We start from the raw sequence: 24,129 nt of genomic DNA, 5'->3' as shown, positions 1-24,129 counted from the left end.
CGCCGCCGTCCTGCACACCACGAAAGTCCTCGCCAGCCTGACAGAGGGCCGAAAACCGGTCAAGGAAAAGTTTCTGGGCCTGTGGATAACTCCCGGCAGCGGCATGCGGGGGCCTGTGGACAACTCCCCGAGATGGCGTGGTCCGCCTGCGGATCCTTGGGGAACGGCGCGCCCTCTTCGACGACCGACCCCACCCCCTCCAGCCTCGTCTTTGTCGCTGACTGTTTGAAGCCCGAACCGCGCGGCGCTGGAACCGGTTCGGGCAGCCACGCCGGAAAGCCGAGAGCGGAGCCCGGCTCCCATCACTGCCCGTTGTCGCCGCCTGCCCGAAGCCCGAACCGCACAGCCCTGCAACCGGTTCCGGCAGTCACGCCAGAAAGCCGAGAGCCGACCCCCGCGCCCATCACTGCCCGTCGTCGCTGCTGCTGCCGCTCAGCGTCCGAGCCCGCATGCAAAGGCTGCCCGACCAGTACAAGCAAGCGGGCGAGTACAAGAACCGGTCAGAGACCCGGACAGTCCACATGCGGTGCCTCCCTGTCGACGACACCGGCGACAACCCACGCACCGCCGAGCAGGGTCGCGTTAATCGGCGTGCATCACCGAATCGCCACAGGGAACAGCTCGGTGCTCGCGACCACCCGGTCCCGTTCCTCGGCCAGCTCCAGGCGCCTCGGGTCGGCCATGTAGGAATCGAGTGCGGCCTTGCCCGCGAAGCGGTAGACGTGGACCTCGTGCGGATGCCCTTCCGTCCCGTCGCCGATCACGCGTGACAGCAGCTGTCCGCCGTGCTCGGGAACGAGCGCGAGCACCTTGTCCTCGTAGGCACTGAGCTCCTGATCCATACCGGGCCGCGCTCGCAGCAGGCAGCACAGATGTATCGGGATCTCATGACCGCTCATGCCGACCATGCTCCCAGCGGTGGCGCATCGAGCGCAACCCGATCCCCCATCGAATCGCCTCGCCGGGACGGGCGCACGGCGACTTCCGACGAATTCGTTAGACGCTCCACAGTGCATTTGTTAGCGTCGACGCCGCACTCCGCTGACCGATGCCCCTCCCCTGCGAATGGAACCCGAGCTGATGACCGACGCCTTCGACCGCACCGAGCACGGCGATCCCGCGATCGCCCGCGCAGGCGAGATCCTGCGCACCGAGGTCGGCTCGGGCCTGCACGGCATCGCCGTCGCGGGCACCGACGACCACGACGAGATGGGGGTGTTCATCGAACCGCCCGAATGCGTCATCGGCATGGCCGGGCCGATGGACCACTACGTGTGGCGCACGCAGCCCGAAGGCCACCGTTCGGGCCACGGCGACACCGACCTGGTCATGTACTCGCTGCGCAAATATCTCCGCCTGGCCTGCGCGGGGAACCCGACGGTGCTGCTGCCCCTGTTCGCGCCCACCGAGTCGGTGTACGCGCTCACCGAGTTCGGCACCGAGCTGCGCGAACTGGCAGAGGCGTTCCTGTCGCAGCGGGCGGCACGGCGGTTCGTCGGCTATCTCGACGGCCAGCTCGACCGCATGCTCGGACGCGGCGGGCAGAACGGGGTCCCGAACCGGCCCGAGCTGGTCGAGCGGTACGGCTACGACGTCAAATACGCCTCGCACGCGCTCCGCCTGGCCTACCAGGGCCTTGAGCTCGCCGAGCACGCCCGGCTGACCCTCCCCATGCCCGAGGCCGAACGCGAGCACGTGCGGCGCGTGAAGACCGGCGGCGTCGCCACCGTCGACGAGGCTCTCGATCAGATCCGGGCCGTGCGCGGCCGCTTGGCGGATCGGCTGGACGCGGGTGGCACCGTACTGCCCGCCGAACCGGACCTGGAGCGGATCTCGGCCTGGTCGATCGACGCGCACCGGCGCCACTGGCAGCGGCACCACGGTTTCTGAAGCCGGGCGAATGGCCGCGTGGGGTTTGCGCGCAGCGGCCCTCAAGTCTCGCGATGCCACCGTTCGGGAGCGAACAGGCATTCCCTTGAGCATTGACATATATCTATGGAAAATGGTAAAAAGGAAAGACAGTTAAGAGAGAGCGCTCTCCTCGTGGGAGCAGTGCGGAAGTCACTGATGGAGGGCGCTCTCGTCTCACTGCCACGAGAGGACCCGACCGTGAGACCACCCCGAAGATCATTTCGCCTTCTGGCCCTGGGCTGCGCGGCGATCGCCGCCGCCGCGGTGGGCCTGACATCGCTCACCACGGCCAATGCCGAACCGGAGGTCACCGTCCAGCAGCAACTGATCTGGAGCGACGAGTTCAACGCCCCCGCGGGCACGGCGCCCGACCCGTCCAAGTGGCGCTACGACATCGGTGGAGGCGGCTGGGGCAACGCCGAGCACGAGTACTACACCGACAGCACCGCCAACTCCGCCCACGACGGCAACGGCAACCTGGTCATCACCGCCCGCAGGGAGAACCCCGCCGGCTACCAGTGCTGGTACGGGACATGCGAGTACACCTCGGCCCGCCTGCTCACCTCGCAGACCTTCACCCAGCAGTACGGCCGCTTCGAGGCCCGCATGCAGATCCCCCGCGGCCAGGGCATCTGGCCGGCGTTCTGGATGCTGGGCGACGATCTCGGCCAGGTCGGCTGGCCGCAGAGCGGCGAGATCGACATCATGGAGAACATCGGCAGCGAGCCGGGCACCGTCCACGGCACCGTCCACGGCCCCGGCTACTCCGGCGCCGGGGGCATCGGCAACGGCTACACCCTCCCGGGCGGCCAGCAGTTCGCCGACGCCTTCCACGTCTTCGCCGTCGACTGGGCGCCCGACTCCATCACCTGGTCGGTCGACGGCAATGTCTACTCGCACCTGACGCCCGCCGACATAGGCGGCAACGAATGGGTGTTCGACCACCCGTTCTTCATGATCATGAACCTCGCCGTCGGCGGCAACTGGCCCGGCTACCCCGACCAGACCACCCAGTTCCCGCAGCAGCTCAAGGTCGATTACGTGCGCGTCTACTCCGGCAGCGGCGGCGGCTCGACCGGTGGAGCCATCACCGGCCTGGCCGGAAAGTGCGTCGATGTCCGCTCCTCGGGCACCGCCGACGGCACACCCGTGCAGCTCTACACCTGCAACGGGACGGCCGCGCAGCAGTGGACCTTCAACGGCGACGGCACCGTCCGCGCCCTCGGCAAGTGCCTCGACGTCTCCGGCGGCTCGACCGCCGACGGCGCGAAGGTGCAGCTGTGGACGTGCAACGGCACCGGGGCCCAGCAGTGGGTCTACACCGGGGCGAACGACCTGGTGAACCCGCAGGCCGACAAGTGCCTCGACGTGACCGACTGGAACTCGGCCGACGGCACGCAGCTCCAGATCTGGACCTGCGCGGGCACCGAGAACCAGAAGTGGCACCGGGCCTGAGGAGGCCCGGACGATCGACCGCTCAGACCCTGGGGGCTTGAGCGGTCAATCGAGCGCGTTCAGGTAGCGGCCGAGGTGGCCGGCCGCCTCGAGCATGGCGAGGCCCCGCTCGGTCAGCTTGCGCTGCCAGTCCTCCAGGGCACGGGACAGCGCCTCGGTGCCGCCCGCCGTCCGGATCTGCTGGACCACGGTCGCTATGTGGCCCAGCGGGTAGCCGCCGCGCCTGAGGAGGTGGGCGAGCTCGGCGTCTCTGACGTCGTCGGCGCCGAAGCGGCGGTATCCGGTGGCCCGGTCCCGTTCGGGGACGAGGATGCCGGCCGCCTCCCAGTTGCGCAGGGTCGCCGGGGTGAGTCGGAGCCGGTGCGCGAGTTCGCCGGTGGTGTAGGGGGCGGGGCCGGCCGATCGGCTCGGGACGGGCTCGGCCGTCAGGCGGTCGACCGCCGCCTTCACCGATTCGAGGGTGCTCCGGTCGCGCAGCAGCTGCTCGTGGCCGCGGTCGATGACCATCAGGACGCCGTCGAGATCGCCGTCGCCGAGGGCGTGCATGATCTCGCCGCCGGTCGCGTGCCCGTAAGCCCGGACGAGCGCGAGGAAGGCGCGGAGCGCCGCCGCGTGGACTTCGGTGTAGATCCGGTAGCCGCTGGGGGTGCGCTCGGCGGGCGGGATGAAGCCGTCGCGCTCGTAATTGCGGACCGCCTGGGTCGACAGGCCGTGCTCCCGCGCGAGTTCCGAAGGCCGCAGGTTCACCATCGGTTGAGACTTTATCGCACACTCTGGAGGTCGGATCCCGGACAAGTCTCAACCGAGATTTCAACGATATGTTCGAGGCCATGACTCAGGGCATTCTGGAATTCATCACCGACTCGCACGAGCTGGTCGGGCTCGGCGAGCCGACGCACGGGGACGCGGCCTTCGGGCGGGCCCGCAACGAGGTGTTCGCCCGCCTGGTCGAGCGCGGCTTTCGGTCGTTCGCGCTCGAGAGCGACCGGGTGGCCGCGCTCGCCGTGGACGACTTCGTCAGGGAGGGCACCGGCACGCTCGACACGGCGATGAGCGAGGGCTTCTCGCACGGGTTCGGCGCCTTCGAGGCCAACAGGGCGCTGGTCGCCTGGATGCGCGAGTACAACGAGGACCGGCCTGCGGCCGAACGGCTGTCCTTCCACGGCCTCGACGCCCCGCTGGAGTTCACCGGTGCCAGCCCTCGCGCCGACCTCGAATACGCCCGCGACTACCTGGGGCTCGATCTCGACATCGCCGGTCTCGTCGGCGACGACGAGCGGTGGAGCCGCACCGAAGCGGTCACCGACCCGGCCGAGTCGCCGGGCGACACCGACGAGGCCGGGCAGCTGCGGGTGGCCGCCGACGACATGCTCACCTGGCTCTACGCCCGCGCGCCCGAACTGATCGCGGCGACCTCGCTCGCCGACTGGCGCCGGGCCGAGACCCATCTCACCTCCGGCCTGGGCCTGCTGCGCTACCACCGGCAGGCCGCGCAGCACATCGAGGACCGCGACAGGTGGGAGCGCCTGAGCGCCGTCCGCGACGCGCTCATGGCCCGAAACCTCCTCGACATCCGCGACGTCGAGCGCGGCCGGGGTCCGACCCTGGTCTCCGCCCACAACGTCCACCTCCAGTTGCACCCGAGCCGCATGCGCCTATGGCAGGGGGAGATCACCTGGCACGGCACGGGCGCCATCGTCGCGTCCCTGCTGGGAGAGCGGTACGCCTTCGTCGCAGGCCGACCGGGTCGCGGCGAAGCGCCGGGCGCCCGCGCCGCTTGGGTTCTGACGGCGGCCGACCCGGCCGCTTCGGAGGGAGCCGACGCGGTCCTGCACGTCGGCTAGGGCACCGACCGGCTCGGCGCCGTCCGGCCGTGGTTCCTCCGAAACCGGGGTTTCGGCGCGCGCCGATCGGGAACGCCGTGGACCGTCGCCGGCGATCCTGCCGGGCGGCGCTTCGACGACCGTGGAGGGACCGATGACCGACTTCTTTGGCCGGGGCGGATTCGAACACAGCCCGCTCGACGAGTTCCTCGCGCGGTTCTTCGGCCCGCAGGGGCCCCAGCGCCCGGCGCGCCGGGTGGACATCACCACGCTCATGAGCGACCAGGCCCGCGAACTCCTGGCCGCCGCCATCCGGCAGACCATGGAGTGGGGCAGCCCCGACCTCGACGCCGAGCACCTGCTGTGGGCCGCCACCCAGGTCGAGCCGACGCGGCAGCTGCTGGCCAAGGCGGGAGCCGACCCCGAGGCGCTGGCGGGCGAGATCGCCCAGCGGGCCTCGCGGGGAGCGGAGCGGGACCAGCCGCCCGCGCTCACCCCGGCCGCCAAGCGCGCGCTGCTCGACGCCCACCAGATCTCCCAGGCGCTCGGCTCGTCCTACATCGGCCCCGAGCACCTGCTGCTGGCACTGACCGCGAACCAGGAGTCCGAGGCGGGCCGGATGCTCGGCGCCCACCACATCTCCCCGCAGTCCCTGCAGTCCGCCGCATCCGGCCGGACGCAGCCGTCGGAGCAGCAGCAGGCCAGCACCACGCCGACGCTGGACCAGTTCGGCCGCGACCTCACCGAGCTGGCCCGCACCGGCAAGATCGACCCCGTCATCGGCCGCGACAGCGAGATCGAGCAGACCCTCGAGGTGCTCTCCCGCCGCACCAAGAACAACCCGGTGCTCATCGGCGAGGCCGGGGTCGGCAAGACCGCGATCGTCGAGGGCATCGCGCAGCGCATGGTCGACGGCGACGTGCCCGACACCCTGGCCGGGCGGCGCGTCGTGCAGCTCGACCTCACCGGCGTGGTCGCCGGGACCCGCTACCGCGGCGACTTCGAGGAGCGGATCCAGAAGATCCTGGAGGAGATCCGCGACCACGGCGAGGAGCTCATCATCTTCATCGATGAGCTGCACACCATCGTCACCGCCGGGGCCTCCGAGGGCGCGGCCGGGGCTGGCAACATCCTCAAGCCCGCGCTGGCGCGCGGCGAACTGCACGCCATCGGGGCGACCACGCTCGACGAGTACCGCAAGCACATCGAGCAGGACCCGGCGCTGGAGCGGCGGTTCCAGCCGATCCTGACCCCCGAGCCCTCCGTCGAGGACACGATCGCGATCCTGCGCGGCCTGCGCGACCGCTACGAGGCGCACCACCAGGTGCGCTTCACCGACGAGGCGCTCGTCGCCGCCGCCGAGCTGGCCGACCGCTACATCACCGACCGCTTCCTCCCCGACAAGGCGATCGACCTGATCGACCAGGCCGGGGCCCGCGTCCGCCTGCACAGCCGCAGGCCCGACAGCGAGAGCCGCGACCTCGAGCAGCGGCTGGAGCAGCTGATCCGGGACAAGGACCAGGCCGTGTCCGACGAGCAGTACGAGCGGGCCTCCTCGCTGCGCGACGAGATCGCCTCGGTGCGCGAGCAGATCGACCGGGTCCGGGGCGACGGGCAGCGGGGCACCTTCCCCGTGGTGGACGAGGAGGGCATCGCCGAGATCGTCGCCCGCTCGACCGGCATCCCGGCCAGCCAGCTGACCGAGGAGGAGAAGCACCGGCTGCTGGGCCTGGAGGAGCACCTGCACGAGCGCATCATCGGGCAGGAGCGGGCGGTGCAGGCGGTGGCCGAGGCCGTGCGCCGCTCGCGCGCGGGGCTGGGCGACCCGAACCGCCCGGTCGGCAGCTTCCTGTTCCTGGGGCCCACCGGGGTGGGCAAGACCGAGCTGGCCAAGGCGCTGGCCGAGGCGCTGTTCGGCGACGCGAACCGGATGATCCGCGTCGACATGAGCGAGTACCAGGAGCGGCACACCGTCAGCCGGCTCATCGGCGCCCCTCCCGGCTACGTCGGGTACGAGGAGGCCGGGCAGCTCACCGAGCAGGTGCGCCGCCAGCCGTACTCGGTGGTGCTGCTCGACGAGATCGAGAAGGCGCACCCGGACGTGTTCAACGCCCTGCTGCAGGTCCTCGACGACGGCCGGCTCACCGACGCGCAGGGCCGGACCGTGAACTTCAAGAACACCGTGCTCATCATGACCAGCAACCTGGGCTCGGACCTGCTCCGCTCGGGACCGGTGGGCTTCACCTCCTCCCCGGAGGGGCAGGAGGGCGACTCGGTGCAGGACCGGCTGATGCCCCGGCTGCGGGAGCACTTCCGCCCGGAGTTCCTCAACCGGATCGACGACATCATCATCTTCGGGCCGCTGGGCACCGACCAGCTCCGCCAGGTCACCGCCCTGCTGCTGGAGGAGACCCGCCGCAGGCTGCACGCCCAGGACATCGAGGTCGAGTTCACTCCCGGTGCGGTGGAATGGATCACCGAGCACGGCTATGAACCCGAGTTCGGGGCGCGGCCGATGCGCCGCACCATCCAGCGGGAGGTCGACAACCAGCTGTCCGTCATGCTGCTGCACGGGCAGCTGAGCCCGGGGCAGCGCGTGACCGTCGACCGCGAGGGCGGCTCGCTGGCCTTCCACGCCGCGGACGCCCACGCCGCCGCGGTGTGAGCGCCGGTCGGCGGGCTCCGGGCCCGCCGACGGTCACGGCGCCTGAGCGGTCTTCTTCGGCCTCGTTCGGTCCACGACCGGCTGGGTGGCCCTGTCGGGGCCTCCCAGTCTCGATGCCGCGGGTGTTCGATGGTCACGAACACGCCGTCGCCGATCGGGCACGGCGCACCGCACGGGGAAGAGGAAAGGAGCGGCCATGCGCGCCGTTGTCATGGTCAAGCCGGGCGAGGTGGCGGTCGACGACCGTCCGGAGCCCGAGATCGTCGAGCCCACGGACGCGGTCATCCGGCTCGCGGCGACCTGCATCTGCGGGTCGGACCTGTGGTCCTACCGGGGCGAGGACCCGGTGGAGTCCCAGCCGATGGGGCATGAGTACGTCGGCGTCGTCGAGCGGGTCGGGGACGCGGTGTCCACCATCGAGGTCGGCGACTTCGTCGTCGGCTCGTTCGTCACCTCCGACAACACCTGCGAGATCTGCCGGGCCGGGTACCAGTCCCACTGCGTCAACGCCGGCTTCGTGTCGAGGGACATCGGGACCCAGTCCGAGCGGGCCCGGATCCCCTACGCGGACGGGACGCTCGTCGCCACGCCCGGGCGGCCCGACGAGGACCTGATCCCGAGCCTGCTCGCGGCCTCGGACGTGCTCGGCACCGGCTGGTTCGCCGCCGAGGCCGCCGCGGCGGGGCCGGGCAAGACCGTCGCGGTCGTCGGCGACGGGGCCGTCGGCCTCATGGGCGTCCTGGCCGCGAGGCGGCTCGGCGCCGAGCGGATCATCGCCATGTCCCGCCACGCCGACCGCCAGGCGCTCGCCCGCGAGTACGGGGCGACCGACATCGTCGAAGAGCGCGGCGACGCGGGCGTGGCCCGCGTCAAGGAACTCACGAACGGCCTCGGCGCGCACTCGGTGATCGAGGCGGTCGGCACCCAGGAGTCGATGACGCAGGCCATCCGTTCCACGCGCCCCGGCGGGCACATCGGTTTCGTCGGGCTCACCCACGACGTCCAGCTCCCCGGCGGGGAGCTGTTCTTCTCCGGCGTGCACCTGCACGGCGGCCCCGCGCCGGTGCGGCGGTTCCTGCCCGAGCTGATCGACCTGATCTGGCGCCGCGAGATCGACCCGGGCAAGGTCTTCGACCTCACCCTGCCCCTCGAACGGGCCGCCGAGGGCTACCGGGCCATGGACGAGCGCCGCGCCGTCAAAGTGCTCCTCACCGTCTGAGGAGCCGCTGGGAGGTTCCGACGGGGCCTCCCAGCGGGCCCCGAACGGCTCTACCGTTGAAGACATGAGCACGAAGGACGAGGTGCGGGAGTTCCTGACCTCCCGCCGCGCGAACATCACGCCCGAGCAGGCGGGCCTGCCCGACATCGGGGAGCGGCGCGTGCCCGGCCTGCGCCGCGAAGAGGTCGCGCTGCTGGCCAACATCAGCCTCGACTACTACACCCGCTTGGAGCGCGGCAACATCCGCGGCGCCTCCGAGAGCGTGCTGGACGCGGTCGCCCGCGCGCTCCGGCTCAACGACGCCGAACGCGAGTACCTGTTCGACCTGGCCCGCACCGGCCCGGCCTTCTCGGCGCGGCACCGCGAGCCGGTCAAGCAGTCGGTGCGGACCTCGGTGCGGCGCGTCCTGGACCACCTGTCGGTGCCCGCGATCGTGCGCAACGCCAACCAGGACATCGTCGCCGCGAACCTCATGGGCCGGGCCCTGTACGCCCCGCACTTCGAGACCGGCGAGACCCCGAACGTCGCGCGGTTCACCTTCCTGGACCCGCGCGCCCGCGACTACTACGTCGACTGGCCCCTCACCCGCCGCACCATCGCGGCGATCATGCGCGCCGACGCCGGGCGCGACCCGCTCAACCAGGAGCTGACCGCGCTGATCGGCGAGCTCTCGACGCGCAGTCCCCTGTTCCGCGCCGACTGGGCCGACCACGACGTGCACCAGCACCGCACCGGCGTGAAGTCCTTCCGCCATCCCGAAGTCGGCATCATGGAGCTCGCCTTCGACGTGTTCGAGATGCCGGGCGAGACCGGCCTGCAGGTCATCACCTACAGCGCCCCGCCCGGCACCGAGGCCGCCGAGAAGTGCGCCCTCCTCGAAGCCTGGGCCGCGACCCGCGAGGCCGAACCGCGCCGGCGTGAGCCGGGCCGCGGGGCGAGTGCCGCCGACCGGGCTTAAGCGGGTTGGGCGGCCGCGTAGGACCAGGAGTGGCGTCCTGCGGCGACCTCCTCGGTCCCGCCGTTCAGCGGCAGTTCCACCACCGCCTCGGTGCCCTCCGGGACGGTCGCCTCGATCGAGACCTGGCCGCCGTCGAGGCGCCAGGAGACCCGGACGTCACCGTGGACGGTGCACAGCCGCAGGTCGGCGCTTGTGAGATCGCCGCCGGGCTTCGGGGCGATCCGCATGCGGCGGTAGCCCGGTTCGATCGGGCTGAGGCCGCCGACGGTGCGGTGCAGCCAGTCCACGGCCGCGCCGAGCGCGTAGTGGTTGAACGAGGTCATCGCCGCCGGGTGCATCGTCCCGTCCGGGCGGATCGCGTCCCACCGCTCCCAGATCGTCGTGGCGCCCTGGGCGATCGGGTAGAGGAAGGACGGGCACTCGGTCTGGAGCAGCAGCCGGTAGGCCGCCTCCAGCTGCCCGGTGTCCGACAGCGCCGGGAGCACCCACGGCGTGCCCGCGAAGCCGGTGGAGATCGTGTATCCGGCGTCGGCGACCAGCGACGCCAGCCGTTCGCCGGCCCGCTGCCGCTCGTCGGGTTCGAACAGGCCGAAGGAGAGCGCCAGCGCGTAGGCGGCGGCGCTCTCCTCGGACAGGGCCCCGTCTTCGGTGAGGTACGCGCGGCGGAAGGCGGTGCGGACGCGGTCGGCGAGCGCCCCGAACTCGTCGGCGTCGGCTTGCTCTCCGAGGATCGCCGCGATCTGCGCCGCCTCCCGCGCGGTCCGCGCGAGGTAGGCGTTGGCGACGAGGTACCGGTCGGCCTTCCCGCCCGCCGGGTCGTCCCCGGGCGCGTCGGGGTCGAGCCAGTCGCCGTACTGGAAGCCGCTGTCGCGCAGGCCGTCGGCGTTCAGCGTCTCGGCGGTGTCGCGGATGAACGCGGTCATCGACGGGTAGGCGTCGCGCAGGATCGCGCTGTCGCCGTATTCGCGGTACATGGCCCAGGGGAGGCTGACGACCACGTCGCTCCACAGTGCGGTGCTCGGCGACGGGTACGACTCCAGGTACGGAACGAATTTCGGGACGAAGCCCTGCTCCCGCTGCTCGGCGGCGACGTCGGCGAGCCAGGAGCCGAGGACGCCGCGCGTGTCGTACAGGAACACCGCGGTGGGGCCGAAGGCGTTGATGTCGCCGGTCCAGCCGAGCCGCTCGTCGCGCTGCGGACAGTCGGTCGGCAGCCCGACGAAGTTGCCGCGCATCGACCAGACCGTGTTGGCGTGCAGCCGGTTGAGCAGCTCGTTCGAGGCCTCGAACCAGCCGGTGCGGGGCATGTCGCTGTGGACGGCGACGGCGGTGGCCGTCTCGAAGGGGCCCTCGATCTCGGCGTAGCGGAAGCCGTGGACGGTGAAGCGGGGCTCCCATTCCTCGGGGCCGTCCCCGCGCATGCGGTAGCGGTCGGTGGCCGCCACCGAGCGCAGCGATCGGGTGTCGAGTTCGCCGCCGGTGAGGATCTCGGCGTGGCGGACGGTCACGGTCTCACCGGGCGAGCCGTCGACGCGCAGGCGCACCCGTCCGGAGAGGTTCTGCCCGAAGTCGACGATGGTGCGGCCCGAGGGGCTGGTCGTGATCGCGGCCGGTGCGAGCTCGGCGGTGCGCCGGATCGGTTCGGCGGTGCGGACGAACAGGGTGTCGAGGTCCCAGTCCACGGGTTCGGCCGCGGTCCAGGAGCCGTCGTCGAACCCGGGGAGGTCCCAGCCGCCGGGTTCGCGTCGCGCGTCGTGGGTCTCGCCGTGGAACAGGCTGTGCGCGAGGACGGCGCCGGTCGCGCAGGTGAAGTCCGTGCCCGTGCCGATGACCTCGGTGCGGTCGGGGTATTCGAGCGACAGGCGCAGGAACAGGGCGGGCCGGTCGGCCCAGTATTCGCGTTGGCGGGAGTAGCCGACCTCGCCGACCGCCCAGCCTTCGCCGACGACGGCGCCGACCGCGTTGGCGCCCGTGAGGATCTGCTCGGTGACGTCGTGGACGCTGACGGGGAGGCGGTGGTGGTAGGAGGTCCAGCCGGGGGCGAGCACTTCGTCGCCGACGCGGGCGCCGTTGAGGTGCGGCTCGACGACGCCGAGGGCGGTGACGTGCAGCGTCGCCCGCTCCGGCCGCTCGTCGACGGTGAACTCGCGGCGGAAGTACGGTGCGGGACCGGCGGGTTCGAGGGCGAAGGACGGTGCGATGAACTGTGCCTGCCAGTTCGGTTCCATTGCTGCTCCTGATGGCATCGGGGTCATCGTCCCGCGGGGCCGCCGTCGGCGGCGGTCCGCGGGTGGCGCTCGTCTCCGGTCATGCGCCGCTCGTTCACCGTGCCGATGGGTGGCGAGCCTTGGCATGACCGGTAGCAAGCGATTGCCATACGAGGATACCGAGGGCCGTGCCGCACGCGTCGCGACGGCGGCCTACCGCGCGGCGGAGCTCCGGGTTTCGAGGACGGGCCGGTAGTCGTAGAGCCAGCCGGTCGCCTTCTCATAGAACAGCGGGACGAAGATCCGCATCATCACCGCCGACAGCCGGCGCTTGACCGGGCCCGCCCGCTTCCTGTTCCGGTGGTCCTCGTCCGTGCCCAGCAGTCTCTTGATCCTCGGCTTCCGCTGCGCCGCATAGGCGTCCAGGGCCGAACCCAGGTCCGCCCCGGTCCGGACCGCCTCGGCCAGGGCGATCGCGTCCTCGATCGCCATCGACGCGCCCTGGCCGGCGCCCACCGGGTGGGCCGCGTCGCCGACCAGGACGATCCGGCCGCGATGCCAGGTCGTGACCTCGTCGAGCACGTGGTGGACCGCCGGCCGGTGCAGCCGCACGGTCGACGCGATGATCCGCGACGCCTCGGCCTCGCCCCGGTACAGCCCCGCGGTGCGGCGCAGCCATGCCTCGTCGCTCAGCCCGTCCCGGTCGGGCTCGACCGGCTCGGCGATCTGGGCCGCCCACCAGACCTCGCCGTCCTCGGCGGCCAGGTGGATGAACGCGCCGTTCCTGCCGAAGGTCATGTTGAACGCGCCGGGCTCGACCGCGACGCCTTCGGCGATCCCCGAGACCGTGTAGAGCCCGGCGTACTCGGGCCGGGGCGCACCGGCGTCGACGGCGCCGCGCATCACCGACCAGATGCCGTCGGCCCCCACGACCAGGTCGGCGCTGTCGCGCCGCCCGCTCGCGAACTCGACGGCGGCCGCGTCGGCGTCCTGGGACGCCGCGGTCAGCCGCTCCCCGAGCCGGAACTCGGCTCCGGCCGCGGCCGCCGCTTCCCGCAGCGCCTCGACCAGGCGGCCGCGCAGCAGCGTGACCGAGTGGAGGTCGTCCTCGGCGCGCCGCCCCCGGGCGACGTCGCCGATGAGGTGGCCGCCTGCCGACCACATGCGCTGGCGGGGCACGTCGACGCCCGCCCGCTGCACGGCGCCGAGGCAGCCGAGGAGTTCCAGGCCGCGCAGTCCGTTGGCGGCCAGGCTCAGGAACGAGCCGACGTCCCCGGCGGGGTCCCGGTAGGCCTCGTAGACGGTGACCTCGGCTCCGACGCTGCGCAGCGCCAGTGCCGACGCCGCTCCGGCGACGCCGCCGCCGATGACGATGATTCGCATGCTCACTCCCTGAATATACGTTCAGTGAATCTATGTTCAGTGAAATTATGTTCGGTACACTGGCACGGTGTCAACCCCCTGATCCGGAAAGGTGAGGTGACCGTGGGCATACGGAAGGCCAGAGCGGCCGAGACCAGGGCCGCGCTGCTCGACGCCGCCCGGCGGTTGTTCGGCGAGCGCGGCTACCTCAACACCAAGATCACCGACATCACCAAGGAGGCCGGGCGGTCGACCGGCTCGTTCTACGAGCACTTCGCGAGCAAGGACGAGCTGCTCATGGCCATGCTCCAGGGCATGGAGGACCGCGCCGACGAGCTCGTGGACACCACGGTCCACCCCCGCGAGCACGACCTGACCGACCGGGCGCAGCTGCGACAGCACATCGAGGTCGGATGGACCGTGATGCGGGAGCACGCGCCGGTCGTCTCCGCGCTCTTCCAGTCCATGATCGCCGCCGAGCCGGGCAGCGGCCGGGCCTGGAACGACCTCGCCGCGGACACCGACGTCTTCCGCAGGCACCTCGAATACAGCGCCGAGCAGGGAAAAGAGCTGCCCGGCGACCCCGAGCTGGTCGCCGCCGCCATCGGCGGGATGATCTCGATGCTCAGCTACGCGGTCAACTCGGCCAAGGACCGCGACTTCGACGACCAGACCGTCATCGACACGCTCACCGCGCTCCTCCACCGCGGACTCGGCGGCTCTGAGGGTTGGGGACTCGGCGGCCCTGAGAACCGCGGACTCGGCGGCTCTGAGGGTTGGGGACTCGGCGGCTCTGAGAACCGCGGCCGGGGCGGCCCTGAGAGCTGAGCTCAGCGGCGGCGGTTGTTGAGGCGGGCGGCCTGCCGCGTCAGGTGGTCGCGCTCGGCGAGGTTCGAGGCCTTCCGGGCCGCCTCGGCGTACAGCCGCGCCGCCGCATCCAGGTCGCCGTCGCGCTCGTGGAAGTACGCCAGTGCCGCGGTGCGGCGGGGCAGCGCCTCGTCCAGCTCCGCGAGCGCCGCCAGGCCCGCGCGCGGCCCGTCGGCCTCGCCGACGGCCACCGCCCGGCCCAGCCGGACGACCGGGCTGTCGTTCAGGCGCACCAGCTCGTCGTACCACTCGACGATCTGCACCCAGTCGGTCTCCTCGGCGGTGAAGGCGTCGGCGTGGAGCGCCGCGATGGCGGCCTGCGCCTGGAACTCCCCCAGCCGGTCGCGGGCCAGGGCCGCCTGCAGGATCGCGACGCCCTCGGCGATCAGCGACGTGTCCCACCGGCCGCGGTCCTGCTCGGCGAGCGGCACGAGGCTCCCGTCGGGCGCGGTCCGGGCGTCCCTCCTGGCGTGGTGGAGCAGCATGAGGGCGAGCAGCCCGGCGACCTCGGGGTGGTCGACCCGGGCGGCGAGCTGGCGAGTGAGCCGAATGGCCTCGGCGGCGAGGTCGACCTCGCCGGAGTAGCCCTCGTTGAAGACCAGGTAGAGGACGCGCAGCACGGTGGCGACGTCGCCGGGCCGGTCGAACCGCACGCCGGAGACGGTGCGCTTGGCGCGGCTGATGCGCTGCGCCATGGTCGCCTCGGGCACGAGGTAGGCCCGGGCGATCTGGCGCGTGGTCAGCCCGCCGACGGCGCGCAGCGTGAGGGCGACCGCCGACGACGGCGTCAGCGAGGGGTGAGCGCACAGGAAGTAGAGCCGGAGCGTGTCGTCCGCTCCGGACGCGGGTCCGGGCTCCGGCTCCTCGTCGACCAGGTCCTCGCGTCGGCGGCGGGCGGCGTCGGCGCGGGCCGCGTCGAGGAACCGGCGCCAGGCCACGGTGACCAGCCAGCCCTTCGCGTCCCGCGGCGGATCGTCCGGCCAGACGCGGACCGCCTCGACCAGCGCGTCCTGCACGGCGTCCTCGGCCGCCGCGAAATCGGCTCCGCGGCGGACGAGAATGCCGAGCACGCTCGGAGCCAGGCTCCGGAGCAGGACTTCGTCCATCGGTGAGGTCACTCCGTGGTGGCGGGCCGCTCGGTCAGGAACGGGCGCAGCTCCAGCCATTCGTGGATCGGCCTCCCGCCCGCCCCGGGCGCGGCCGAGAGCTCCCCGGCAAGTTCGACGGCGCGGTCGTAGCTGTCGACGTCGATCACCATCCACCCGGCGATGAGGTCCTTGGTCTCGGCGAACGGGCCGTCGGTGACCGGCGGGCGGCCCTCGCCGTCGTACCGGACGAACGTCCCCTCGGGCGCGAGCGCCTGGCCGTCGACGAACTCGCCGGTCCCTTCGAGCCGGGTCGCGAAGTCGCTCATGTACTGCATGTGGGCCGAGATCTCCTCGGGGGTCCACCGGTCCATCGGCACGTCGTTGACCGAGGCCGGAGCGCCGCGGTAGTGCTTCAAGAGCAGGTACTTCATGATGGTTCTCCTTCTTCGTCGTGCGGTCCGTGCGGCCGCTCGTGCCCCTGGGACGGAGCGGGCACCGCATTCTCGACATCCGGCACGGCGATGATTCGAGAAATTCGATAAATTCTTTCCGAACGTCGCTTCGACGGCCTCCAGGTTCGCCGTCCACCAGGTGATCATGCGCTCGTCGCCGAAGAACAGATCATCGCAGAACCGGTCGGCGCGGTCGTAGTGGAAGACCAGGTGCCAGCAGTGGGACAGCATCTTCCACCAGCGGCGGCGCGCGGCGTCGGCCAGCGCCTCGCGGTCGATCGGGCGCACCGACCGGTACCCGGCCAGGAGCGATGCGGCCTTGTCAAGGTCGATCCGGCCGTCGGGTCCGTAGAACTGCCAGGTGGCGGCCCGCACCAGCTCTTCGGCGTAGGGGCGGACGCCGATGCGGTCCCAGTCGATCACCGCGCCGATGCGTCCATCGGCCCAGATGAGGTTCCAGTCCTGGCAGTCGCCGTGGGTCCAGCCCTGCGGCCCGACCACGGCGGTCGTCTCGGGACGGAGGCGGGCGTGGGCGGCGATGAGGTCGAGGCGGCGGCGCAGGACCGGGACGGCGGCGCGGTCGAAGGCGTCCGAGCCCGCGGCGGCGAGCTTGAGGAACCGCTCGGTCTCGGCCAGGGCCGCTTCGGGATCGTTGACCTTGGCGGGACCCGACCGCGGCGCGGGAAGGCCGAGGGCGGGATCGGCGAGGGCCCGGTGGATGCGGCCGATCACGGCGCCCATGTGCTCGGCCTGCGCGAGTGTCATGTCCGGTCCGGGGTGGACGCCCTCGACCCATTCGCACAGGTAGTAGGCGTTGCCGCCGATCTCGCAGACCAGCTCGCCGGAGGCGGTGGCGACGGGCGCGGCGACCGGGACGCCCGCGGCGGCGAGGCGGTCGAGCACGCCCAGGTTGCGGCGGACCGCGGCCATGTCGCGATCGGTGAGGTGCTTGAGCGCGAAGCGGCCGCGGTCGCAGTCGAGGCGCCAGTTCCGGTTCATCCTGCCGCAGCGCGAAGCGGCCGCGCTCGCAGTCGAGACGCCAGTTCCGGTTCATCCTGCCGCCGGGCAGGTAGCGGGTCTCGTGCACGGCGCCGAGCTCGTAGCGGGCGGTCAGCGTCTCGAGATCGGCCGGCGCGGTGGGATACGGGAACTCCGGCTCGGGTGTCTCAGTCACCTCCGGAAGCTAACCGACGAGGCGGCGAGGCGCAAGCGGGTTGCGGCTCGGCGCTGGGCGTCAGCGTTGTTCGGGGAGTCCTCCGGCGGTCCAGTCCCAGTCGGCGATCGTGGTGCGCATCAGTCGGGCGGCGGCCGACAGGCGGCTGCCCGCGCCCCAGTGCAGGGTGACGCTGCGACGGCAGTCGGGGCTGTCGACGGCGGCCCAGGTGGCGGGGAGGTCCATGGTGATGCGGCGGGCGAAGGCGGGGACGAGGCCGATGCCGATCCCCGCGCCGATCAGGCTCGCGATGGCGCTGGGCTCGTCGCTTTCGCAGACGATCTTCGGCGTCAGCTCCCTGGCGGCGAAGAGCCGATCGAGCAACCGGCGTATCCAGTGTCCCTTGCGGGCGGTGATGAGGGGCTGGTCCGCGAGCTCCTCGATGCTCACCGACTCGCGGCCCGCGAACGGGTGGTCGAGCGGCACGCCCACCCCCACGGCCTCGTCGAACAGCCGCACCGACTCCAGGCCTTCGGCGCGGATCGGCTGCGAGGTGACGCACAGGTCGACGTCCTGGGACCGCAGGAGGCGGGCCATGTCCTCGGCCAGGGACCAGTGGAGCTCGATCTCGGCGGAGGGGTGGGCGCGCTTGTAGGCCGCCAGCGGGTCGGTGAGGGTCAGGAAGGTCTCCGACGCCAGTCGCACGGTCCCCAGGCCGTCGCCGGTGGTCTCGGCGACGGCACGCCGTCCGGCCTCGAGCTCGCCGAGGGCGCGTTCGACGTGGTCGCGAAAGCGCCTGCCCGCGTCGTTCAGCCGGAGGCGGCCGCTCCGATCGAACAGCGGCGCGCCCAGTTCGCCCTCCAGGCGGGCGATGGTGCGGCTCAGCGACGGCTGGGCGACGTAGAGTTCCTCGGCCGCCCGGCTGAGGTGCTCCAATCGCGCCACCACCAGGAACTGCTTGAGCGAGTTCAACTCCATCATGCCTCCACGTGCATAACATCATAGCGATATTGATCTTAGACAAGATAACCCATGAAGCATAGTCTCGATCGCGTTCGCACATGGAGGCATCAGAGCGAGGAGGGGCCTCATGGTCACCAGCAGTCTGGAATCCACTGCCGCGCATGGGACGAGACCGATCGGGTGGGTGTTCCGGGCCGTCGTCAGCGCGCACATGGTGGCGATCGCCGGGCAGCCGGTGTTCGCCGGGACGTACCTGAGCGGCGACTTCGACAGCCTGCGCTGGCACACGATCGGCGCCGACGCGGTCACCTACATCGGCTACGCGCAGGTGGTCGCGGCGATCGCCGTCTGGGTGCGGCTGCGCCGGGCCTGGCCGTTCGCGGCCACGATGGCGGTGGTGGCGGCCGAGACGGTGCAGTACTTCGCCGGGATGGAAGGCGCGCTGTGGCTGCACCTCCCGCTGGGCGTGATGACCGTCGCGGCACTGGTCGTGCAGTTCATCGCCGTGTGGCGACAGCCGCTTTCACGGCGTGCGCGCGCGAACGGGGAGGTCCGCGATGCGTGAGCGCGACAAGGGCCGGTCCGTCCGCGGCATGAGCAGGCGGCGGATGCTGGGCATCGGCGGGGCGCTCGGACTGACGGCGGTCACCGGGTTGTCGACCGCGGCCGTGCTGGCCCGCCGCCCTCCCATGACCGGCGCCCAACTGCACAGCGCCGTGCCGCTGCCGCCGCCGTTCCGGGTGCCGCTGCCCATTCCCGCCGTGCTCGAACCGGTCGACACCTCGGGTGGCGTCGACCGGTACGCGATCACCCAGAGGGAGGCGAGCGTGGAGGTCCTGCCCGGCATCGACACCCCGATGTGGACGTACGAGGGCACCTTCCCGGGCCCGACGATCGAGTCCCGGCGCGGACGGCCGGTCGAGGTGGCCCACCGCAACGAGCTTCCCGTGCCGTCCGTCGTGCACCTCCACGGTGGACGGACTCCGGCCGATTCCGACGGCTACCCGACCGACCTCGTCCTGCCCGAGGGCTGGCGGGACGCCACCGCGCACAGCGCGCACGGCATGGACGACCCGCGGGCGGTGGTGACCGAGCTGACGCGGGACTACGCCTTCCCGATGGACCAGCGCGCGACGCTGCTGTGGTACCACGACCACCGGATGGACTTCACCGCCCCGGCGATCTGGCGCGGCCTGGCCGGGCTCCACCTCGTCCGCGACGAGGCCGAGGACGCCCTCGGCCTGCCCGCGGGGCCGCGCGAGCTGCCGCTGATGATCGCCGACCACGCGTTCACCGCCGACGGCGGCCTCGACTACCCGTCCCTCGACCCCACGCTGCGGGAGCGGCCGGGCGTCAGCGAGCCCTATCTGGCGGGAGTCCTCGGCGACGTCGTCCTCGTCAACGGCGCCCCGTGGCCGGTCTGCGAGGTCGACGCCGCACGGTACCGCCTGCGCATCCTGAACGCCTCCAACGCCAGGCACTACGAGCTCGAGGCGGTCGACGACGAGGGGCGCGGTCTCGACCTCGTCCAGGTGGGCGCCGACCAGGGCCTGCTCGCCGCGCCGGTCACGCACCGGTCCCTGCCGATCGCCCCGGCCGAGCGGTACGACGTGGTCGTCGACTTCTCCGGCGTGCCGGTCGGCGGCCGCGTCAGGCTCCTCAACCGGCTCGGCTCGGGGCGGACCGGCGAGGTGATGGCCTTCCGCGTCGCCCGCCGCGCCGCCGACGACAGCCGCGTTCCGGACACGCTCGCCACCGACCTGCCCTCCTGGCGCCGCGAGGACGCCGTCCGGGTCCGCGACCTCACGTTCCGCGCCGGGCGGATGGGCGAGGGCCACGGCTGGCTGATCGACGGGCTCCCGTTCGATCCGGCCCGCGCCGATGTGACCACCGGCCTCGGCGACGTCGAGGTGTGGCGGCTCATCGCGGACGTGCACCATCCCGTCCACCTGCACCTGGTCGGCTTCCGGGTGCTGTCGCGCCGCGGCGGGGAGCCGCTGCCCCACGACGCGGGCCTCAAGGACACCGTGGCCCTGCGGCCGGGCGAGGCGGTGGAGATCATCACCCGCTTCGAGGGGTACCGCGGCCGCTTCCTCTTCCACTGCCACAACGCCGAACACGAGGACATGGGCATGATGGCCAATCTCGAGATCGTCTAGCGGCGCCCCGCGACCCGGTCGGCGAACGCCACGGCCGCCGCGGTGGCGGCCGTGGCGGGGAAACCGACCGGCGGGGCGGGAAACCGGTTCATGGCGCCGGTCTCGGCCGGACGGCCCCGCCGCCGCATCGGGCGCTCGGCCGCCGGGCAAGATGGGTCTTCCAACGCGGGAAGGATGAGGGCATGCGGGACAGGCCACTGTTGAACCGGAGGCTGGAGGGGTTCAGCACCACGATCTTCGCCGAGATGTCGGCCCTGGCCGTGCGCACCGGCGCGATCAACCTCGGCCAGGGCTTTCCCGACACCGACGGTCCGGTCGAGGTCGCCGAGGCCGCCGCGCGCGCCGTCCGGGACGGCCGCGGCAACCAGTACCCGCCCGGCTCCGGCGTCCCCGAACTGCGCGAGGCCGTCGCCGAGCACCAGCGGCACTGGTACGGCCTGTCCTTCGACCCTGACAGCGAGGTCCTGGTGACCGCGGGCGCCACCGAGGCGATCGCCGCGTCCATGCTCGCCCTCCTCGAGCCCGGCGACGAGGTCATCGCCTTCGAGCCGTTCTACGACTCCTACGCCGCCTGCATCGCCATGGCCGGGGCCACCCGCGTGCCGCTCACGCTGCGCGCCCCCGACTTCCGGCCCGACCTCGACGCGCTCCGCGACGCCGTCACGCCGCGCACGCGGTTGCTGCTGCTCAATTCCCCGCACAACCCGACCGGCATGGTCCTCACCCGCGACGAGCTGGCCGCCATCGCCGAGCTCGCCGTCGCCCGCGACCTCCTGGTGGTCACCGACGAGGTCTACGAGCACCTCGTCTTCGACGGCGAGCACGTCCCGCTGAGCTCCCTGCCCGGCATGCGGGAGCGCACGGTCGCGATCTCCTCGGCGGGCAAGACCTTCTCCTTCACCGGCTGGAAGGTCGGCTGGCTGACCGCCGCCGCCGAGCTCGTCGCCGCCGTGCGCACGGCCAAGCAGTTCCTGACCTATGTCAGCGGCGGGCCCTTCCAGTACGCCGTCGCCGAGGCGCTGCGCCTGCCCGACGCCTACTTCACCGGGTGCCGGGACGACCTGCGCGCCAAGCGCGACCTCCTGGCCGCCGGGCTCGCGGCCGCCGGGTTCGAGGTCTACGAGCCGCAGGGCACCTACTTCGTCACCACCGACATCGCCCCGCTGGGCGAGCGGGACGGCTTCGCCTTCTGCCGCGGCCTGCCCGAGCGCTGCGGCGTCGTCGCCGTGCCGAACGCGGTGTTCTACGACAGCCCGGACGCCGGACGGACGCAGGTCCGCTTCGCCTTCTGCAAGCGGGAAGCGGTGCTCCGCGAGGCCGTCGACCGGCTCGGTAGGCTCTGAGGCCCCAGCAGACCACATGTGCGGAGGTCGGTCGCCATTGCGGCAGCATGAGACGAGCCCTGAGGCCGCGGTGCTTCGGTCGCGTCTGCGGCACGTCCTCTGGATCGGCGGCGGCAGCGGCGCGGGCAAGTCCACGGTCGCCGCCCGCCTCGCCGCCGAGCACGGCCTGCATCTGTACGACACCGACGCGGTGATGTCGGACCACGCCGGTCGCACCACTCCCGAGCAGGCGCCGTACCTGCACGAGTTCATCGCCATGAGCATGGACGAGCGGTGGGTGCGCCGCTCGCCGGAGGTCATGTTCGAGACCTTCCACTGGTTCCGCGGCGAGGGCTTCGGCCTCATCGTCGAGGACCTGCTCGCCCTGCCCGAGGGCACGCGCGTCATCGCCGAGGGGTTCCGGCTCCTCCCAGCCCTGGTCGGGCCCCTGCTGGCGGACCCGAGCCGGGCCGTGTGGCTGCTGCCCACGCAGCGGTTCCGCTCGGACGCCGTCAACGGCCGCGCCACGCCCGGCAGCGGGTTCCTCCACCGCACTGGCGATCCCGAGCGGGCGGGGCGGAACATCGCCGAGCGGGACCGGCTCTTCGTCGACCGCACGCGGCGGGAGACGCGGCGGCTGGGGCTGGCGGCCGTCGAGGTGGACACCGCCATGACCGAGGAGGACTCGGTTCGCCGGGTGAGCGAGCTGTTCGGGCTCTGAGGCTCACCGCCGACGGGGCGGCGGGAGGGTTCGATCGCACCGGTCTGGTAGGCGAGGACGACGGCATGGATGCGGTCGCGCAGGCCGAGTCTCGTCAGGATGCGCTCGACGTGGGCCCTGATCGTCGACTCCTCCACGACGAGCGCGGCGGGGCCCTGTCGGCGCGGGCCGGGAGGGCCCCGCCGCGGCGGCGGGTGTCCGTTGCGGAGGTGTCAGGTCACCGGGGCTGCGGCGGCGCCTGCCCGGGCTGGATCATGGGGCCGGAGAACTGGATCCGGGCGATCTTCCAGCCGGTGTCGCGCCGGACGAGAACGAGGCCGACCCGGAAGGAGCCGTTGCTCTCGTGGCCGCGCGCGGTGGCGCGCTGTGTCTCGACGACGTGCGCGATCGCGACGTCGCCTTCGGTGACGACGTCGACGTCGGCGATGTCGAGCTCGTGGTTGACCAGTCCGCCGTCGCGGTGGCGCCCCGCCCACTGCGGACCGTCCAGCACGAACCCGACCGGTCCGATGCCGGTGAAAGACTCCGTCAGCAGTTCTTCGAGGCCGTCGGCGTCCTGGGCGCGTTCCATCTCGGCCCAGCGCCGGACGGCGCCTTGGACCGCGGCCTCGTCACCCGAGGCGGCGCTCGCGGCACCGGATTCGAGGGGCATGCCCGCGTCGGCCCATCCGGCGATCCCCTCGGCGTAGTTGCTGACGCCGGTGTATCCGGCGGCGGTGAGCGCCTCGGCCAGTTCGGGGCCGCGGGTGCAGGCGGCGTCGGTGGAGTAGGTGACGATCCTGGCGTCCTTGTCCGGGAGCACCCGGTCCGCGTCGGCGAGCTCCTCGATGGTCAGGTTGCGGGCGCCGGGAAGGTGCCGGTTCTCGTACGGTCTGGCGGGCAGCGCGTCGACGACCACGACGGTGCCGGACTCGATCGCTTCCGCCAGGTCAGCTCGGTTGATGGTGTCCATGACGAAGGCCTTTCTATGACGTCGATCTGATCGGTCGGACGGGAATGCTTGTGTCTGCGAGGCACCCGGCCGCCGACGCGATTCCCGGCGGGGAACCCGATTTCGGGGCCCCGCCTCGCGGTCGGCCGCGGGCGCGCAACAAATATAGTAACTCCATATTTGAAGTCACTGCAAGATTTTGTAGAATCGACGCCATGGACACCGGCCTACGCCACCGTCAGAAGCAGGCCCGGCGAGAGCGCATCGTCGCCGCGGCCCTCGACCTGTTCACCGAGCGCGGCTACGACGCCGTCCGCATCGTCGACGTGGCGCACGCGGCCGAGGTCTCCCCCGGGACGGTCTACAACTACTTCCCGACCAAGGAGGACCTCGTCCTCGGCGGCAGCGGGGACTTCGAGAGGGCGCTCGTCGACGCCCTGGCCTCGCGCCCGGCGCACCAGCCGCTCGTCCGGGCGTTCAGGGAGTTCACGCTCCACACCCGGGGCGCGCTCGCCCAGCCCGACCAGGCGCCGGTGCGGGCCATCGCCCGCCACGCCCGGGTGATCGCCGACAGCGCGGCGCTGCGGCTGCGGGTGCGCCGGGACTTCGACCGGTGCACCGAGAGCGTCGCCGAGCTGGTCGCGGCCGAGCGCGGTCCGGCGGTGACGCCGGACCAGGCGTGGGTGATCGCGAACGCCATGATCGGCGTCACGCGGACCATGCAGCGGATCGTGCACCGGCTCGCCATCGCCGACCGGCCGGTGGCCGAGATCGCGGCCGCCGTCATGGCGGAGGGCGAACGCGCGCTCGACCAGCTCGAAGCGGGCATCGGGGCCGGGTAGATCGGCGGGGCCGCCCCCGCCCGCAGGCCTG

Annotated in this window: 21 protein-coding genes and 1 pseudogene; 12 read left to right on the top strand and 10 right to left on the bottom strand. The window is 72.0% G+C overall.

All coding sequences use genetic code 11. The annotated features are described in order from the left end of the window. Nucleotides 1–596: 596 nt before the first annotated feature. Nucleotides 597–899: a hypothetical protein gene (locus tag H613_RS0115345; protein ID WP_026924497.1), complete on the bottom strand. Its 303-nt coding sequence runs from the start codon at nt 897–899 to the stop codon at nt 597–599. 181 nt (nt 900–1,080) lie between these two features. Between H613_RS0115345 and H613_RS0115340 the strand changes: the two genes are divergently transcribed. After that, nucleotides 1,081–1,890: a nucleotidyltransferase domain-containing protein gene (locus H613_RS0115340; RefSeq protein WP_051393397.1), complete on the top strand. Its 810-nt coding sequence runs from the start codon at nt 1,081–1,083 to the stop codon at nt 1,888–1,890. Between the two features lie 177 nt (nt 1,891–2,067). Beyond that, entirely contained in the window at nt 2,068–3,366 is a 1,299-nt protein-coding gene (locus H613_RS0115335; RefSeq protein WP_051393394.1) for a ricin-type beta-trefoil lectin domain protein, read from the top strand. A gap of 45 nt (nt 3,367–3,411) precedes the next feature. Here H613_RS0115335 and H613_RS0115330 read toward each other — a convergent pair whose 3' ends face one another. Further along, complete coding sequence (locus tag H613_RS0115330; protein WP_026924494.1) at nt 3,412–4,116, bottom strand: TioE family transcriptional regulator; 705 nt, start codon at nt 4,114–4,116, stop codon at nt 3,412–3,414. An 80-nt stretch (nt 4,117–4,196) separates the two neighbouring features. On the opposite strand from H613_RS0115330, the gene H613_RS26880 reads away from it, so the two are divergent. The 4 genes from H613_RS26880 to H613_RS0115310 all read left to right on the top strand — a co-directional run bounded on the left by H613_RS26880 (nt 4,197) and on the right by H613_RS0115310 (nt 10,031). Further along, nucleotides 4,197–5,210: an erythromycin esterase family protein gene (locus H613_RS26880; protein ID WP_084546663.1), complete on the top strand. Its 1,014-nt coding sequence runs from the start codon at nt 4,197–4,199 to the stop codon at nt 5,208–5,210. A 133-nt stretch (nt 5,211–5,343) separates the two neighbouring features. Further along, the gene (locus tag H613_RS26875; protein ID WP_035738240.1) at nt 5,344–7,854 is read left to right on the top strand and encodes an ATP-dependent Clp protease ATP-binding subunit; all 2,511 of its coding nucleotides are present in this window, start codon (nt 5,344–5,346) and stop codon (nt 7,852–7,854) included. A 196-nt stretch (nt 7,855–8,050) separates the two neighbouring features. Continuing rightward, nucleotides 8,051–9,073 carry a zinc-dependent alcohol dehydrogenase family protein gene (locus H613_RS0115315; protein WP_026924493.1) on the top strand — a complete coding sequence of 341 codons (1,023 nt, stop codon included), beginning with the start codon at nt 8,051–8,053 and terminating at the stop codon, nt 9,071–9,073. A gap of 64 nt (nt 9,074–9,137) precedes the next feature. Continuing rightward, complete coding sequence (locus tag H613_RS0115310) at nt 9,138–10,031, top strand: helix-turn-helix transcriptional regulator (RefSeq protein WP_026924492.1); 894 nt, start codon at nt 9,138–9,140, stop codon at nt 10,029–10,031. Here the strand turns inward: H613_RS0115310 and H613_RS26870 are convergent. Together H613_RS26870 and H613_RS0115300 are read right to left on the bottom strand one after the other, a co-directional pair. Beyond that, entirely contained in the window at nt 10,028–12,259 is a 2,232-nt protein-coding gene (locus H613_RS26870; protein WP_051393392.1) for an alpha-L-rhamnosidase, read from the bottom strand. The genes H613_RS0115310 and H613_RS26870 overlap by 4 nt on opposite strands. 192 nt (nt 12,260–12,451) lie before the next feature. Continuing rightward, nucleotides 12,452–13,621, bottom strand: coding sequence for an FAD-dependent monooxygenase (locus tag H613_RS0115300; protein WP_026924491.1), 1,170 nt, complete (start codon nt 13,619–13,621; stop codon nt 12,452–12,454). Nucleotides 13,622–13,723: 102 nt separating this feature from the next. Here H613_RS0115300 and H613_RS26865 point away from each other — a divergent pair, with 102 nt between their 5' ends. Then, on the top strand, nt 13,724–14,428 hold the full coding sequence (locus H613_RS26865) for a TetR/AcrR family transcriptional regulator (RefSeq protein WP_084546662.1): 705 nt from the start codon (nt 13,724–13,726) through the stop codon (nt 14,426–14,428). Nucleotides 14,429–14,430: 2 nt separating this feature from the next. On the opposite strand, the gene H613_RS0115290 is transcribed toward H613_RS26865, so the two are convergent. From H613_RS0115290 to H613_RS0115275, 4 genes and pseudogenes are all read right to left on the bottom strand, one after another. Then, complete coding sequence (locus H613_RS0115290; RefSeq protein WP_026924490.1) at nt 14,431–15,573, bottom strand: RNA polymerase sigma factor; 1,143 nt, start codon at nt 15,571–15,573, stop codon at nt 14,431–14,433. Nucleotides 15,574–15,581: 8 nt separating this feature from the next. Then, complete coding sequence (locus tag H613_RS32645) at nt 15,582–15,989, bottom strand: YciI family protein (RefSeq protein ID WP_026924498.1); 408 nt, start codon at nt 15,987–15,989, stop codon at nt 15,582–15,584. A 309-nt stretch (nt 15,990–16,298) separates the two neighbouring features. Beyond that, nucleotides 16,299–17,006, bottom strand: a pseudogene (locus tag H613_RS32640) (phosphotransferase); the annotation flags it as partial. Nucleotides 17,007–17,241: 235 nt separating this feature from the next. Further along, nucleotides 17,242–18,141 (bottom strand): LysR family transcriptional regulator, encoded by a 900-nt coding sequence (locus H613_RS0115275; RefSeq protein WP_211234844.1) that lies wholly within the window; start codon nt 18,139–18,141, stop codon nt 17,242–17,244. 109 nt (nt 18,142–18,250) lie between these two features. On the opposite strand from H613_RS0115275, the gene H613_RS0115270 reads away from it, so the two are divergent. Next, on the top strand, nt 18,251–18,688 hold the full coding sequence (locus tag H613_RS0115270) for a hypothetical protein (protein ID WP_035738239.1): 438 nt from the start codon (nt 18,251–18,253) through the stop codon (nt 18,686–18,688). Next, nucleotides 18,681–20,282: a multicopper oxidase family protein gene (locus H613_RS0115265; protein ID WP_051393391.1), complete on the top strand. Its 1,602-nt coding sequence runs from the start codon at nt 18,681–18,683 to the stop codon at nt 20,280–20,282. The genes H613_RS0115270 and H613_RS0115265 overlap by 8 nt, the downstream gene beginning before the upstream one ends. Here the strand turns inward: H613_RS0115265 and H613_RS30960 are convergent. Further along, nucleotides 20,279–20,446: a hypothetical protein gene (locus H613_RS30960; protein ID WP_156926057.1), complete on the bottom strand. Its 168-nt coding sequence runs from the start codon at nt 20,444–20,446 to the stop codon at nt 20,279–20,281. The two genes, H613_RS0115265 and H613_RS30960, sit on opposite strands and share 4 nt — an antisense overlap. An 18-nt stretch (nt 20,447–20,464) precedes the next feature. Here H613_RS30960 and H613_RS0115255 point away from each other — a divergent pair, with 18 nt between their 5' ends. Next, the gene (locus tag H613_RS0115255; RefSeq protein WP_026924486.1) at nt 20,465–21,625 is read left to right on the top strand and encodes a pyridoxal phosphate-dependent aminotransferase; all 1,161 of its coding nucleotides are present in this window, start codon (nt 20,465–20,467) and stop codon (nt 21,623–21,625) included. Nucleotides 21,626–21,695: 70 nt separating this feature from the next. Then, the gene (locus H613_RS0115250) at nt 21,696–22,325 is read left to right on the top strand and encodes a shikimate kinase (protein ID WP_026924485.1); all 630 of its coding nucleotides are present in this window, start codon (nt 21,696–21,698) and stop codon (nt 22,323–22,325) included. A gap of 217 nt (nt 22,326–22,542) precedes the next feature. Here H613_RS0115250 and H613_RS31465 read toward each other — a convergent pair whose 3' ends face one another. Beyond that, nucleotides 22,543–23,277, bottom strand: coding sequence for a DUF4440 domain-containing protein (locus H613_RS31465; protein ID WP_169732009.1), 735 nt, complete (start codon nt 23,275–23,277; stop codon nt 22,543–22,545). A 194-nt stretch (nt 23,278–23,471) separates the two neighbouring features. On the opposite strand from H613_RS31465, the gene H613_RS26845 reads away from it, so the two are divergent. Beyond that, nucleotides 23,472–24,098, top strand: a complete 627-nt coding sequence (locus H613_RS26845; protein ID WP_051393389.1) for a TetR/AcrR family transcriptional regulator — start codon at nt 23,472–23,474, stop codon at nt 24,096–24,098. Nucleotides 24,099–24,129 lie beyond the last annotated feature (31 nt).

Source organism: Glycomyces arizonensis DSM 44726, from assembly GCF_000482705.1.
GTDB classification, from domain to species: domain Bacteria; phylum Actinomycetota; class Actinomycetes; order Mycobacteriales; family Micromonosporaceae; genus Glycomyces; species Glycomyces arizonensis.
This window is presented reverse-complemented; position numbering and strand designations above follow the sequence as displayed.